Source organism: Labrenzia sp. THAF82 (assembly GCF_009363435.1).
GTDB classification, from domain to species: Bacteria; Pseudomonadota; Alphaproteobacteria; order Rhizobiales; family Stappiaceae; genus Roseibium; species Roseibium porphyridii.
Window position 1 is genome coordinate 1,935,426 of the sequence record NZ_CP045354.1, and the last position, 14,749, is coordinate 1,950,174.

Consider the following 14,749-nt stretch of genomic DNA (forward strand, 5'->3'; position numbering starts at 1 on the left):
TTCACCTATTTAACTGCGCCGGAAACCAGTCCGCGAACGATCAGTTTTTGAGCAAAGACCAGCAGGATTAGTGCTGGAACAATTGAAAGCGTCGAAGCTGCCGCCATTTCCGTAAAGGCGATTGTGTTCTCCTGGGCGTATTTGCCGATCCCGAGCGGGACGGTCGCTGTTTGCCTCTGTGTCAGAACCAGCGCGACGGGAAACTCGTTCCAGCTGAAAACAAACGCCAGGATGCTTGTCGCAGCGATGCCGGGGCGGACGATAGGAAGAACGACGTTCCAGAGTATGTTTGGAACGTTGGCGCCATCGATTTGCGCAGCCTCGACAAGTTCCTTTGGAACGTCACGGATGAAAACACCCATCATCCAGAGAGCCATTGGCAGGTTCAAGGTCGCATGAGCCAGGATGAGGCCCGTATAGGTGTTATCCAGTCCCACGGAACGCATCATTGTATACCAGGCGCCGGCAAGCGTGATTGGCGGCACCATGTGAAAGATGACCGACCATCCGAGCAACGAATGCAATACCCAGCCGGGCCATTGCAATCGGTACAAAGAAAAGGCCGCGAGTGTCGCAACGACCAGAACCAGAATGGTGCTGCCGATGCCGACAATCATCGAATTCATGAAGTTCCTGCCGAAGTCTGACGTCTTGTCGAAGATCACATCAACAAAACCCGTCAGGTTCGGCTGGAAAAAGAACCGGCCCATGAGCAGGTCGATCTGGGTCTTGAAGGCCGCCATAACGATCCACAAAAAAGGGAACAGCACAATTACGGCAAAGGTGAAGAGAACCGCATGACGCAGCAGATCTGCAGATCGAAGGCGTTCGCTCATACTTTGCTCCCTCGACCAGCAGTTGCCCTGGTTGCGACGATGATCATTGCGGCGATGATCGCGATGACGGCAATGGACATAGCCGCACCGTATCCGGATTGGTCTTCGGTGAAGAAGCGGCGGTAAATCGTAAAACTGATCACCTCCGTGGCGGTCCCCGGACCGCCGCCGGTCAGAAGGTAGATCTCGTCGAAAACCTTGAAAGCGAGGATCATTCGAAAGACGAAGGTCACTATGATGGCTGGCATCATGAGTGGAAGCGTGATGTCGCGCAGGATCTGCCAACCGGTAGCGCCGTCAATGCGGGCCGCCTCAAAAATATCGTCGGGCAGAGACTCCAAACCGGCCAGCAAAAGAAGGAAACAGAATGGCGTCCAGTGCCACACGTCGACAATGATAACCGACAGGAGAGCCAGGTTCGGGCTTCCGAGCCAATCAAGCGCTGATATTCCCAAGAAACCGAGCACCTGGTTCAGAACGCCGAAATCGTAGGAATACATCAATTTCCAGATCGCTCCGATGATAATCCCAGGCACCAGAATGGGCAGGATGAAGATGGTGCGGTAGAAGCTGCGGCCGCGGGTGATCTGGGTGGTCAACAGCGCCAGAATGAAGCCGATCAACATCTGGATCGCGACAGCGGCGACCGCGAAAATCACGGTGTTCAGCAATCCTGCGCGCAGCAGATTGTCGTCGGGTAATTTCTGATAGTTAGAGACACCGACCCAGTTCCACACAGGTGTTCTGTTCACCCATTCGACATCATTGAAACTCAGTGCGAGTAGATTGGCCAATGGCAGTATCGTCAGCGCGACAAAGAGCAAAATAGCTGGCCACAGAGTTGCATGCCGCCAAAACCTGTCTGCACTCATAGGGTCGAATCCAGCAAAATCGTAAGAAAAAAGGGGCTGTCCGGTGACAAACAGCCCCGTGAGTTGGGGAGGAGTGCGACTAGTTCAGATCTTCAAGTTTCTGGTACTTGTAGCCCGCGTCCTCGAGCACTTTGGCGATCTCAGCCGCTGCTGTGTTCAAGGCTTCGTTCAATGGCATTTCTTCACCGATCGCCTGGTTGAAACGCAGCTCGGTCACCGCCAGGAGCTGACTGGCCTCGGGAATTGTGAACGTCAGCCGGGCATTTGGCAGCGCATCGGCAAGCGCTTTCATCCAACGGAACTCCTGCGTATCCGCCATCTCTGAGGTTAGGACAGCACGGCTGACAGGAGCTGATCCTGCCTCTGCATAAGCCCGCTGAGCTGCGTCGGTTTGGAACCAGGTCAGGAATGCGAGCGCAGCCTTTTTGTTGGCATCAGGAATGTTCTTTGGAACCCCGGCAAGCCAATGCCCCAACGGGGTCGCAGAACCATGTTCTACAGTGCCTGGAGGAGCCGCATAATCGACCTTGCCGACAACCGCAGACTTGTCAGGATTATCGAACAGCCCCGGAGCGAGTACGGAATCAATGTGCGCGGCACGGCCGGTCGCCATGTTCTGGATGACATTTGTCTGGGTTTGTCCGGCAGTTGACGGGTGACCGACTTCTTCGGCGAGTTTCAAATACATTTCCATACCTGCCCGTGTCTCAGGACTGTTCATGGAAATGCGGTAGCTGCCGTCTTCTTGCTGATCGATGATGCCACCGCCATATGCCCAGATGTACGGAAAGACATCGTAGGTGACGTCGAAGGCTCCGCGTTGACCGCGTTGCGAGATGCCATACATGTTCTTGCTCTTCAGAACCTTTGCGTTCTCCAGCAACTCGTCCCAGGTTTTAGGCACCGACAGATTGTGTTCCTGGTACAGATCCGATCGGTAGTGAAGAATAAGAATGTTCGGGTTTACCGGGACCGACATCAATTCACCGGTTTCGCATGTTATGCGGACGGCTTTGGCATCCCAGCAGACACTGTCATCGAACGTATAGATGTCTTTGCTGAGTTTGAATTCCGGATCGATCGCGTTCAGTGGATCAAGAAATCCACCGGTATAGAATTCGGTGAAGAAGCCCGCGTTCATGATGACAAGATCAAACGGGCTTTCATCGGAGCGGACCGCCGTGCGTTGTTTCTCAAGGCTGCCGGCAAATGGGTTTACGTCGAGCTCGACGATGTTACCTGTCTCTTGCTCATATTTTTCGACAACGGCCTGGAATCCCGCGAACCAGGGGGACTGATTGATCACGATTGTGATCGGTTCCTGGTCCGCGGCTGCAGCTGGTCCGAATGCCGTACCTGTCAATGCAGCCAGGGCCACGGTGGTTTGCAAGGCGCGTTTGGCGAAGTTATTTCGAAAAAGCATATTTTGATCCTCCCATCATCTGAACGAAGTCAGTTACTCCTTCAGATTGCTCCAAGCGTAGCGTGTCCCGATGGCATGAAAAAATGATATTATTAAGCAATTCCATAGCTATTGGCTATGGAAGGGATGTTGGATTTCTGCCACTAATTAAATGGATCCTGCTGGCAGGCTTCCTTCAATCGCTCTGCCAGCAGTGCGGCCGCCGGGGAAAGCAGTCGGGGTGTTCGGTAGATAATTCCGGCTTCCCGGCTGGTGATGAGTTGCGGCACATCCATTTCGACAAGTCCTTTGCCTTCTGGTGATTTTAGCTGTGTCCGGGTCGTGTAGAGGAGCAAATCGGCAAGATGCACAACGGTCATCAGAAACGTTTGCGATGATGAGACGACTTCCGGCCGTGGCGGTGCCAAGCCAAGTGTCGTTGCGCCACCATCCAGTTTTCGTCTTGCCAGATTGTTTGCCGGTGGGAGCGCCCAGTCATGTAACAGAGCTTCCGCAGCGGAGACATTTTTTCGGCCTGCTAATGGATGTTCCGGCCGGCCGACGACAACAAGATTGTCGGTGGTCAGCTTGTCGACTTCATTTTCGTCAACACCGGCAAGAGGAAGTTCAGCTACAATAAAGTCCAGCTCGCCGGCTTCCAACCGTTCCGTCAGGCTATCATCGAAACCACCGACAATTTCCACTTTGATGTCGCGGCTTTCTTGCATCATCTCAGCGACGATTTCTGGCAGAAACCGCCTTACCCAAGAAGGACCTGCACCCACCCGAACCTCGCCTAGTCCACCTGTGCGGAGCTGGTCGACTTCGTCCAGCGCCTTGCCGACTTGTGCCAGGACAATGGTTGCATGTTGCTGGAGCCGTTCGCCTATGGGGGTCAGTTTGATCCCATGCACGCTGCGTTCCATCAAGGTTGTGCCTGTCTGTCGTTCCAGAAGTTTCAGGGCTTTCGACAAAGTCGGCTGAGCGATGTTCAATTCTTCAGCCGCTTTTGTGATGTTGCCGGTCGCCGCGACGGTGTGAAAATATGTCAGCAGTCGCAGGTCTATCCTGTGCTTGGCGTACATTCTATTTTCCGAACCAAAGATCGATTGTCAGGCTGTTGGAGCATTTGCCTTCACGCGGAGTATGCAGCTGGCATCTGATGTGTCCACGCTTCTGGATGTTGCACTCATTTATCAAAAACCACTCGAAACCCCTGATGGGCCAAAGACGTGTCGGGCGACGCGCCGCTTCGCGCTGCAATGCGGTAGCGCCAGCAATAGGTTTGATGACACAAAAATGAGCCTCCCTTGAGCAACTTGAACCCCTTCATGGAAGCGAGCTTTTGCCGAACTGCCCTTTTCAAGGAAGGAATTTTGTAAGGCTCTGCCGCCCATTCCCAGACATTTCCAACCATATTGTAGAGGCCGAAGCCATTGGGTTCGAACGACTTCGCAGGTGCTGTGGTTAGGTGTCCGTCCAAAGCAAGGTTGTCTTGCGGAAACCGGCCTTGCCATATGTTGCAGGGTTGGAAAGTTTCATCGTCGGGTTCCCGGGTTCCCCACGGATAAGGGATATCTCCCAATCCTCCTCGTGCGGCATGTTCCCATTCAGCCTCGGTGGGCAGACGTCCACCCACCCAGCTCGCAAATGCCTTGGCATCGTTCCACGAAACATGCACGACAGGATGATCAGGTTGCCAGTCTGCTTCGCTTCCCGGTCCTGCCACGTGTCGCCAGTTCGCTCCTTCAACTTTGCGCCACCATTCCGTCCCGGCGACTGCCTGCGTTTCGCTTGTGCTGTCGGGAAGCTGTGCCCAGAACACGAACGACCAACCGTATTGCTCTGCGTCTGTTACATAACCGGTGCTTTGAACGAAGGCCGCATATTCTGCATTCGTGATTGTGGTTGTCGTCATTCTGAATTGACGCAACACAGGGGCCTTCCGGCTTTCCTCTCCATCATTCGGTATCAGCGGGAACCTCGTTCCGAGAATCGCGTTCCCGCCGGGGATGACCGCCGTGTCGAGATCTGGCCTTCCGTCGCTTGATGTTGGGGTCTTTTGTTCAGCACAGTCAGGACGATCGATGAGGCCCCTGGTCGGGGTGCAGCACGCCTTGTGTGATGCCTGGTGTAGTTTCACTCTTCAGGCCTGTGCAACGCGAGGAGATTTCAAAGGCTCAGAACATTGGACGCCTTGCATCATCCGAAGGAGCATTTGAGTTTTCAATGATTGACTTTCTGGGTCGTGCCACAGGTTCTGGATCTCATTCGGGTCTTCCTCCAGGTCAAACAGTTCTCCATGCTCTTCGGTTCTGTAGACGGAAATCTTGAAACGGTCCTCGATGTAGGTCGTTACATGGGGCATGACCGGATTGTGTCTGTTTTCACAGATTGCAAAACTGCGAGCGTCCGGACCTGTTCCCAGCCAGGTTTGCAACTGCGAAACTCCTTGCAATTCGGGGGCTGGACCAAGACCTGTAACTTCAAGAAAAGTTGGTGTCAGATCGAGCAGGCTTTGAATAGCCTTGCTCACATGACCTTCAGGTACTCGTCCCGGCCAACTGACAATAAAGGGAATTCGCAGCATGTCTTCATAGTGAAATGGCCCTTTGGCGACCAGTCCGTGCTGTCCCAAAAAGTGCCCGTGATCGGTCGTGAAGACGATAAGCGTGTCTTCAGTCAGGCCCTCGGCATCAAGATAGTCAAGGATGCGTCCAACCTCCTGATCCAGGAAGCTCATCATGCCGTAATAGGCGGCCATATCCTTCTTGAGCTCGTCCTTTGGATAAAGGTGGCTGTCACAGCCGTGAGCTTCGTGCGGGTCATGCCAGCTTGCAAAGTCTGGATCAGGCTCTTGAGTTTTCGCGAAATGCGGTGCGTTGAGATCGTGTTCTCCCGGGACGACTTCACCCGGTTCCATGTCCTGCGGATCGTACATTGAGGCCCACGGTTCGGGAACCGTGTAGGGAGGGTGAGGATCCGGAAAACTTGTCCATAGGAAGAAGGGTTTTCCTTCGGTCTTTGCTTTTTCCAGGAAGGCGACAGACCGTTCACCGATCCAGGGCGTGTAGTGCAACTCCTGAGGCAATTGCCAATTCCGGTCCTTGCGGGCCCAATAGGGAGCATCTGGTGCGCGAGCAGGCGCTTTGGAGGCATCGTCGCCAGGAAGCGGCTGAAAATAGTCTGGCCAATCAGTCAATCCCTTGTCTTCAAGCCAAGCGGCATAATGCTGACCAACGTGGCTTTCATCCGCATGGTTGCGCACCAGCTCTACGTGCTCGAAACCATAGAAAGGCCCATTGAATTCGCGCCAGAAGGGGATGTCCCTCAGCAGAGGCTGTTTTTCCAGGCTATCGCCCGCGAGCGGTTGAAAATGGGCTTTCCCGATAAGTCCTGTGGCATAGCCGTGCTGAGACAACGAATTTCCGATTGTCGGAATATTTTCGTCCAGTTTGCAGCCAATCGTCCAGGCTCCATGCTGAGAGGGATATAAGCCTGTAATAATGCTTGATCGTGATGGTGTGCAGGTGGGCGCAGGGCAATATGCCTTGTCGAAGCGCGTGCCGTTCCGGCACAACCGATCGATATTTGGCGTGTCGATTTTTGGATTGACGGCACCGAGAGCGCTGAAGTGCTGCTGGTCGGTGGTGATGAGCAAGATGTTGGTACGTTTTGTCAATTTCGTCATCCTTTGACGGCGCCAGCAAGGCCGTTGATGAAGTAACGCTGAAGAAGAACGAAGAGAATAACGACGGGTACGATCGAGATCGTTGCCGCCGCCGACATGCCAGTCCAATCGATCGATTGTTCGCCCTTGAACGCATAGATTCCGACGGAAAGTGTCCGGATTGCCGGGTTTGCAAGTGTGATGACGAGCGGCAATAGAAAGTCGTTCCAGGCGTGCAACACTTGCATGATGACCACGGTTACGACCATTGGCCGTGCCAAAGGCAACATGACGTACCAGAAAATCTTGAAGAAGGTGACGCCTTCGACACGAGCAGCTTCCTCCAGTTCCTTGGGTAACTGGCTGAAATATCCCGCAAAAAGCACCACGAAAACGACCATCGCGTGACCGGAGGTTGCGAGCGTCAGTCCAAACAGGTTGGAGGAAAGGCCCATCATGCTCAGCAGTTCGAACACGGGAATGATCGTGAAACCCTGTGGAATGAAGACCGTCGCAACGAATGCGATAAAGAAGGTGGTGCGTCCTGGAAACCGATAGCGTCCCAGCACGTATCCCAGCATTGCCGTGCTGACTGTGACCAGAAAAACAGACCCTACCGTTACAATCAGCGTGTTGAAGAAGTAGCGCCCCATATTCGCTTCGACCCAGGCGCGGCGGTAGTTGTCCCACATGAAGTCCTGCGGGATCAGGCCCGGATTGGCAAACATCTCCATATTGGACTTCAGGGATGTCGAAACCATCCAGAGGAAGGGGTAAATCCAGACAAGGCACAACAGCGCAAGGATTACCGACGTCAATGTGATCCGCAGGGTTGGCGCATGGTCACCAAAAACGATCCGTTTGGGGGAGAGGCGCGCAATCATGCTTTTGATCCTGCAGTTGCCATTCGGGTGCGCCGTGTTGCGAGCGCCTGAAGGGCGGTCAGGCCCAAAAGCACTGCACCGAACAGCACGCCGGCCGCGGCCGCATACCCCAACTGCGGAATGCTGCCGTCATCAGCTGCAAAGGCAGTGCGATAAATGAAAATCTCCATCACTTCGGAACCGAAAAACGGGCCGCCGTTCGTCATCGACATGATCAAAGGAAATACGTTCAAAGCGGCTACGGAGGAAATCAGCAATATTGCAAGTGCAAATGGTTTGATGATCGGAAGAACAACATAAAAAGCGAGCCGGTGACCTTTGCAGTTGTCCAGGCGAGCTGCGTCGTAGACTTCATCCGGCACCGTCTGCAAAGCGGCAAGCCAGTAAATCAGCGTTATTCCGAGCCACTTCCATACGTATACTCCAATGACGGACGGCATGACGGATTGAGTGGAGCCAAGGAAATCGATCGGCTGAGAAACCAGTCCCAGATCCAGGAGGAGGCCGTTCACAGGGCCGTTGAAAGGACTCAAAAGAAACGTCCAGACAATTCCGATAACCGCGACCGGGGTCACAACCGGCAGGAAGATCATGGTGCGGAAGAATGTTGACAGCTTCAGAAGCTGCATGTTCAACACCATTGCCAGAATGAGTGAGATTGCCATCTGTAGCGGAACGGTTCCAAGAAGGAACACGATTGAGCGTCCAAAGGCATTCCAGAAAATCGGGTCTTGAAACAGGGCTAGAAAATTACCGAACCCCACAAAGATCTTTTGTGCGGTGAACCCGGACCAGTCATGCATTGCATAGAACATGGCCGCGAAGATTGGATAAAAGACAAACATGCCTGCCAATACGAGGCCAGGCAGCATCATAAGGTAATGGAACCGGTGTACCCGGAGAGTTCCAAGGACGCGCATGGAAAGAGTTGACCTTACAGAATTGGGTTAGGGGCCACATGCGAGATTGTGGCCCCTGAATGGACACCTACGTCAGTAGTCTGCTGCGCCGAAATCGACGTCCGGGTTCCAATTTGCAAAGACAAGTTCGGAGCGATCCACATTTGCACCGTCTGCTTTTGCTTTCGCGAACGCGGCATCCAGCGCGCTATTGTAGCGATCTTTAAGTTCGGACATCTGTTCCTTGACACCGGATAGCTGACCGGCGACCAGACCCTGCACGGTACGCGCAAAATTAACGTCTGGAGCAACATAGGCGGCAACCACCTTTGACATTTCGCCATTGCGAACCAGCGGATTGGGACCGACACGGATCTGATCGTTGAAAAGGTTCAAGATCTGTTTCGAACGCGGCGACATGTCGGCTTTGGCCACTGCTTCAGGCATGATTGGCGGATCGCCCGCACCAACCACATTTGCCCACTCGATCTGTCCTTCGAGCGTGCCAAGATAGTGGAAGATCTCTCCAGCGATCGCTCCATTTTCGGAACCTGACCACAAGCTAATGGTGTTTGGTTTTGCGCCACCCTGACTGATCGTCAACTTGCCCTGCTTGCCGGACTCTGGCACAGGAGCTGAAGACAGGCCAAAGTCGAAATCGGGATTCTGGCTCTCCCAGGAGGGAATGTTCCACGGTCCCTGCAGGATCATTCCTGCTGCGCCCTGAGGCATGTACGCTCTTGCCTGGGGGGCGTTCAGGTTGATGAAGCCGGGGAACATGCTCCGGTCGGACTGCATGGCAAGAAGCAATTCGATCGCGGCGATATACTCATCGCTATCGAAGACATACTCTCCCGTACGCAAGTCAATGTCAGCGTCCAGGATGCCGTCCCCACCCGCGCTCGCGCCAGCGATGCGACCGATATTTCGCACAACGTCGGCCCAACGATTGAGCTGCGATCCACCAATGATGAAACCGAAGTATCTGCCCTGGCCTGCTTCAGTGATTTTGCGCGCCGCTTCCCGGAACTGGCTGTGGGTCAGCGGCTTGGCTTCAGGGTCAAATCCAGCTGCATCCATATAGGCTTTGTTGTAGAGCAGGTGAGATGCGTAGCGTTTGTTCGAGGTGAATGGCAGGCCATATGTCTTGCCCTCGAACTCGTTGATGCCAGGTAGAAACGCTCCGGACGGGAAGCCTTTTTTCCACTCTTCAATGTTGGGGATGAATTCGTCATAGGGCTGAACCCAGCCCTGGCTGACCGCATCTGCAAGGCTGAAGTTGCGCGGCAAAACAAACACGTCATGCGCAGTGTTGTTGCGAACACCAAGGGGAACGACTTTGGCAATTTCATTCCAGGGAAGCGGATCATAAATAACATCGATGCCCCGGGCTTCTCCATATTTCTCAAAGAACTTCTTGAAGAAGACTGCCTTCTGGTCACCACTGTCGATCCAGCGGAATTTGGCTCCCTCGGGAACGGTATTCACCGGAGCGGGCACGGTCTGTGCAATCGAAGCTCCTGTCCCAAATGCAGTCGTTGCAACAGCAGCACTTGCGCGGGTCAAAAACGAACGACGCGAAAGTTCAAATGTACTCATTTTTTCCTCCCAGTAGGTGCGGCGCACCCAATTGAAAAAATGCTAATGTGTTTCAATTGATAACGCATTTGAATTTTTCTAAATTTTTGATTAGAAAATCTGATCAATGATCTACGAACCAGAACTCCTCCGTAGGCTGGTGGCTATTGTTGAGACAAACAACATGCGCGCGGCCGCAGAGATGGTGGGGGTTACACAGCCGGCCCTTACACGTAGCCTCAAGCTTCTTGAAGCCGCGGTTGGCGGCGTGTTGTTCGAGCGGCGCGACAGAGGTCTGCATCTGACAGCGTTGGGCAAACTTGTACATGCTCAGGCGCGGCATCTACTGCGAGAACATCAACTCGCGGAAGCTGAACTCAATGCACTTCAAAACGGAGAACAGGGTCAACTGCGCATTGCCGCGGCTCCTGTCTGGATGACCACAATACTGCCTCCTGCAATTGCAAAGATGCATCAACGGTTTCCCAAACTCTTTATCAAGCTGAAATCGACCAACTACACCGAAGGAGTGGAGGGTCTGAAAGAGGGGGAGTTTGATGCTTTTTTTGGTGGGTTTCAAAGACGCGAGTCTTTGCCCTCATATCTGGTTCGGAAAGCACTTTTTAACGCCAAGCTTGTGATCGTTGCGAATGCAGAACATCCAATTCATGACCGCAGCGCCGCCGCAGAGGATTTGCTCGCGCAAACATGGCTCTCATATCAAAGCGAAGTTGCCTATCTGGACACCATCAATGCCACTCTGGATGACACGGCGGAGATTAGTATAGGTGCAAACCTGCAGTGCGATTCCATGTTGACGGCGCTGGAACTCCTCAGACAAGGCGATTATCTGGCAGTTTTGCCAAGCAGTTTTTTGAATTCTGACAGCGGAAAAGGTTTGAAAATTGTGTCAACCGATCTCCCCGCAATCCGATTTGCTTCAGGTCCGATATACCGGAGAAGCCTGGAAGCCAATCATGCGATGACGATGATGCTTGACCTTACTAAAGCCCAGGTTGCTTCCCTCTCGAACTGGGGGGCGGAATTTTCCTGATTTTGATCGTGAGACCAGACCGCATTGTCGAAACGCGGGATCAATCACTCGGTAAACCTGGTGTCCCGTTGCGATATTGCCGGCTGTTTTCAATCAGTATCCGCTGACATTCCCTCACTGACCATTACCGATATGTGTCTCGAATTCCCACGCGACGCACGAACCTCTTTTGAGAATTCTCACGAAGCCCTTAGGGTCGCCAAATACTTGCTCAACTCAACTTGCAAAATATCTGCCTGCGTCGACAATTCGCCAACGACCTTCACAACATGACCGGCGGCATCGCTGGACTGTTGGGCGGCCGAATTGACATCGACGATATTTTCCGACACGTCCCTCGTCCCTGATGCGGTCTGTTGGATGTTTTGGGCAATGTGCTGTGTCGCCGTATTCTGTTCTTCCACGGAAGCGGACACCGCGGTCGTCATATCGCTGATTTTGGACATTGCCTCGACAACGGTTTCGATTTCCCCGACCGTCTTTTGGGTCGAATCCTGCATCGAGCTTATCTGCTGCCTGATCTCTTCGGTGGCTTTGGCCGTTTGCGAGGCAAGTTCTTTAACTTCTGCCGCAACAACGGCAAACCCTCGACCGGATTCGCCAGCGCGTGCGGCTTCGATTGTCGCGTTGAGGGCCAGAAGATTGGTCTGCTCTGCGATGTCATTGATGAGATCTACGACATCTCCGATTTTCTGAGCCCCTTCTGCAAGGCTCTGAACCGTCGCGTTTGTCGAAATGGCCTGTTGCTCACCATTCGAAACGACGTTTTTGGCGTCTTCTACCTGCCTGGAAATTTCCTGGATAGATTGCGACAACTGCTCGGCCGCAGACGCAACAGTCTGAGCCGTCACTGTTGCTTCCTCAGAAGCACTTGCCACGGTTGTTGCTTTTGATCTTGTTTGAGCCGAGGAGTCCGACATCGACTTCGCGGTGACCGTCATTTCTTGTGTGGCGTTGGAAACGTGTTCAACAACACCCATGACACTCGACTCCAACTCGTCGGCCATGTTCAACGTAGCGTTTCTCTTTTCTTCCTCAATACGCCGTTCGTTCTCTACCTGCTTCTGTCTCAATGTTTCCGTTTCAATGGCATTGTCCCGGAATACCTCGACTGCCGCAGCCATTTCGCCAACCTCATCCTGTTTGCCGACTGCGGGTATCTCAACATCCAGCTTGCCGTTGGCCAGCGACTGCATGGCATTGGTCATATCCACGATCGGATGGACGACTGTTTTCCTGACGATCAACATAAGCACAGCAGAAACTGCGATCAGCAAGGCAACGGCTGCGGCGATGGCCATTTGCGCGTTGGCGACCGTCACAGCGCTTGCTTCGTCGGCACCATCACTGATCGCGTCAGCAGCGGAGGCAACTTTTTCCAACGCGGTCGCGACGGCGTCGGCATCTTCTTCCAAAATCTCCGTGGCAAGGTCCGCTTCGTATTCTTTCTTCAGCATGTCTCGATGCGTATCGAAAAGCTGCTCATCCAGCGCTGCCGTCGAGAACCATGTCTCAAATGCAACCCGGAGCTTCGCGGCATCGTCCTTGTCTTCTTCGGACTCGGCCAATGAGTCGAGGATCTCCAGATAAGGCCATGCATTTTCAGCAAGGTCCTGGAACTCCTCAAACGGGATCTCAAGAGCATCGGGATCTTCTACCGCGAGGTATTCGCCTGCGGTGTCCTGCATCTCGATAATGATACGCTGCAATTTCAGGGCAGCCTCAACGACCGGATAGTCCCTTTCAAAAAGTTCCTTCAAGATATTGTTCACGTCCGCTGCCGACGCGTTTGATGACTTTGCTATTCGATCGCCTTCTGCCTGTGCCTTGGCCATTTCCTCTTCATTTTCCAGTGCAAATTCATCGAGCATTTTGATAAGTTGTGCACCGCTGTTGTCGAACTCGGAAAGCAACTCGACAGCAGCTTTCTCCTCGTTGAGTTCTTCTGTATGCGCCAGGATCATCTCATTCGTGTGCTTGATGAATTCGCGATGCTCTCTCCTGGCGTCTTCAATGTTCGCGAGCAAGCTCTCATCCACGACAAGAGCTTCCAGCTCGGTCATGTAGACGTGGAAGAGTTCAGACTTTTCTCTAAACTCGATGGCAAGCTGTTCAACATCTGAAATTTCTTCGTCGGCGATGATTTCCTCGGCGATCTTATTGGTTTCCCAGATATTGGCGATCATATCGTCAGCTGTTTCAACCGAAGGTGCCGTCACATCGGTGATCTGGTTCAAAGTGCGTTCAACCGAGGAAAGAAAAGAAAGACCTGTCGCCCCGATCGCCACTCCAAGCAGGACAATGAGCCCAAGCCCAACGACGAGCCGTCCGGAAATGCCCTGGAAAATGCGCATGCGCAGTTTCTGGTTGCTGTGTTGCCTGACCGAGGTTCCTTCGAGTTCACTTACTTTGATGTTGTCTGATGCGTGCATCAAGCCACCCCTGCGCGCTAAAGCTGGATCTGGTTCGAGCATGACCTAGAGGTTGCGAAAAACAACTGAACGTAGTTCTCAGGTTAACCGTGGGTGAGAAAACATAGGTGCTCTCTTAAGTCTTTGTTTACAAACGTGGGTAAATCACAGGACTGCTTTTTCGCTGTCATTGTCGTTTTTTTATTGCGTGAACATCTCCCAATACCAACATAAGGGTAAGCAATTCTTCCAATAAGAAGAAGAAAGCAAATGCCTGGCCAGTTCGATAGCATTGGCTCTTCGACAAGGTTCAGGCAATTGGGTCACGGCATCCGTTCAAACAAATGAACAAATCTGGATGTGGGATTTATTGAGTGGGCAATGGGCAAGACTTTATTTGTTGGGGAGTGTTACAGGCAACTCTCGCAGGTGCGAACCAACTACGATGTTTTCAAGTTTCTCAAGAAGCTTGGCGATGAGTTCTGTTTCGAGCGATTTGCCGTGCTGTTTTTGCCGGATCAAAATTCGACCGAGTTGTCGTCGCACATGATCGTCAGCAATTGGCCACCCGAGCTCATTCGCGCCTACGACGAAATGAAATTGTTGGTGAACAGTCCTATCGTCGCAGAGCTGCGGAGGTCTCTTGCACCGCTTGAATGGGAACTTGAAACCGTCAACAAAGAGCGCACTCCGGAAGAAATCCAGAACTCTGTCAGTCTTTTCAAGGACTTTAGTATGCTGGGCGGCGTATACTTTCCGACATACGATGCTTTGGGACGAAGGGGGGCGGTGTCGTTTGCAGGCCAACGCGGCAAACTCGACCCGGACGAACTGGCCACGTTACACTTGCTTGCTCTTTACACCTACAATCAGGTGTCTGAGGTTGCCGACGCGGTCTCTGAACCCAATGATCAACTGACACCGCGCGAACGCGAATGCATTTACTGGTCATCTGAGGGAAAGACCAACAATGAGATCGGTGTCATCTTGTCGATTTCTGAAAACACCGTCTCCAGTTATATGATCTCGGCTGCCAAGAAACTCGGTGCGTTGAACCGGGCGCACGCAATTGCATTGGCAATCCGTGCGGGCATAGTGTCCTAGCGAAGGTTTCCACGGGATCTGGTCTTCGTTTCCCAAGAC

At 53.0% G+C, this 14,749-nt stretch carries 12 protein-coding genes; 2 read left to right on the forward strand and 10 right to left on the reverse strand.

Going from position 1 to position 14,749, the window contains the following annotated elements:
- Positions 1–5: 5 nt before the first annotated feature.
- The 9 genes from FIV00_RS09060 to FIV00_RS09100 all read right to left on the reverse strand — a co-directional run bounded on the left by FIV00_RS09060 (position 6) and on the right by FIV00_RS09100 (position 10,162).
- The gene (locus tag FIV00_RS09060) at positions 6–836 is read right to left on the reverse strand and encodes a carbohydrate ABC transporter permease (RefSeq protein ID WP_152500446.1); all 831 of its coding nucleotides are present in this window, start codon (positions 834–836) and stop codon (positions 6–8) included.
- Positions 833–1,708 carry a carbohydrate ABC transporter permease gene (locus tag FIV00_RS09065; protein WP_152500447.1) on the reverse strand — a complete coding sequence of 292 codons (876 nt, stop codon included), beginning with the start codon at positions 1,706–1,708 and terminating at the stop codon, positions 833–835. Before FIV00_RS09065 ends, FIV00_RS09060 begins: the two co-directional genes overlap by 4 nt.
- 79 nt (positions 1,709–1,787) lie before the next feature.
- The gene (locus tag FIV00_RS09070) at positions 1,788–3,131 is read right to left on the reverse strand and encodes an ABC transporter substrate-binding protein (protein WP_152500448.1); all 1,344 of its coding nucleotides are present in this window, start codon (positions 3,129–3,131) and stop codon (positions 1,788–1,790) included.
- A gap of 143 nt (positions 3,132–3,274) precedes the next feature.
- A complete protein-coding gene (locus tag FIV00_RS09075) occupies positions 3,275–4,195 on the reverse strand; it encodes a LysR family transcriptional regulator (protein WP_152500449.1) in 921 nt (306 codons plus the stop codon).
- A gap of 104 nt (positions 4,196–4,299) precedes the next feature.
- Positions 4,300–5,199 (reverse strand): formylglycine-generating enzyme family protein, encoded by a 900-nt coding sequence (locus tag FIV00_RS09080; RefSeq protein ID WP_152504181.1) that lies wholly within the window; start codon positions 5,197–5,199, stop codon positions 4,300–4,302.
- 57 nt (positions 5,200–5,256) lie between these two features.
- A complete protein-coding gene (locus FIV00_RS09085) occupies positions 5,257–6,792 on the reverse strand; it encodes a sulfatase (RefSeq protein WP_247649364.1) in 1,536 nt (511 codons plus the stop codon).
- Between the two features lie 5 nt (positions 6,793–6,797).
- On the reverse strand, positions 6,798–7,664 hold the full coding sequence (locus FIV00_RS09090; RefSeq protein WP_152500451.1) for a carbohydrate ABC transporter permease: 867 nt from the start codon (positions 7,662–7,664) through the stop codon (positions 6,798–6,800).
- A complete protein-coding gene (locus FIV00_RS09095; RefSeq protein WP_152500452.1) occupies positions 7,661–8,584 on the reverse strand; it encodes a carbohydrate ABC transporter permease in 924 nt (307 codons plus the stop codon). Before FIV00_RS09095 ends, FIV00_RS09090 begins: the two co-directional genes overlap by 4 nt.
- 72 nt (positions 8,585–8,656) lie before the next feature.
- Positions 8,657–10,162 carry an ABC transporter substrate-binding protein gene (locus tag FIV00_RS09100; protein ID WP_152500453.1) on the reverse strand — a complete coding sequence of 502 codons (1,506 nt, stop codon included), beginning with the start codon at positions 10,160–10,162 and terminating at the stop codon, positions 8,657–8,659.
- A 106-nt stretch (positions 10,163–10,268) separates the two neighbouring features.
- On the opposite strand from FIV00_RS09100, the gene FIV00_RS09105 reads away from it, so the two are divergent.
- The gene (locus FIV00_RS09105; protein ID WP_152500454.1) at positions 10,269–11,195 is read left to right on the forward strand and encodes a LysR family transcriptional regulator; all 927 of its coding nucleotides are present in this window, start codon (positions 10,269–10,271) and stop codon (positions 11,193–11,195) included.
- A gap of 179 nt (positions 11,196–11,374) precedes the next feature.
- On the opposite strand, the gene FIV00_RS09110 is transcribed toward FIV00_RS09105, so the two are convergent.
- On the reverse strand, positions 11,375–13,627 hold the full coding sequence (locus tag FIV00_RS09110) for a methyl-accepting chemotaxis protein (protein WP_173005924.1): 2,253 nt from the start codon (positions 13,625–13,627) through the stop codon (positions 11,375–11,377).
- Between the two features lie 360 nt (positions 13,628–13,987).
- Here FIV00_RS09110 and FIV00_RS09115 point away from each other — a divergent pair, with 360 nt between their 5' ends.
- Positions 13,988–14,710: a LuxR family transcriptional regulator gene (locus FIV00_RS09115; protein WP_152500456.1), complete on the forward strand. Its 723-nt coding sequence runs from the start codon at positions 13,988–13,990 to the stop codon at positions 14,708–14,710.
- Positions 14,711–14,749 lie beyond the last annotated feature (39 nt).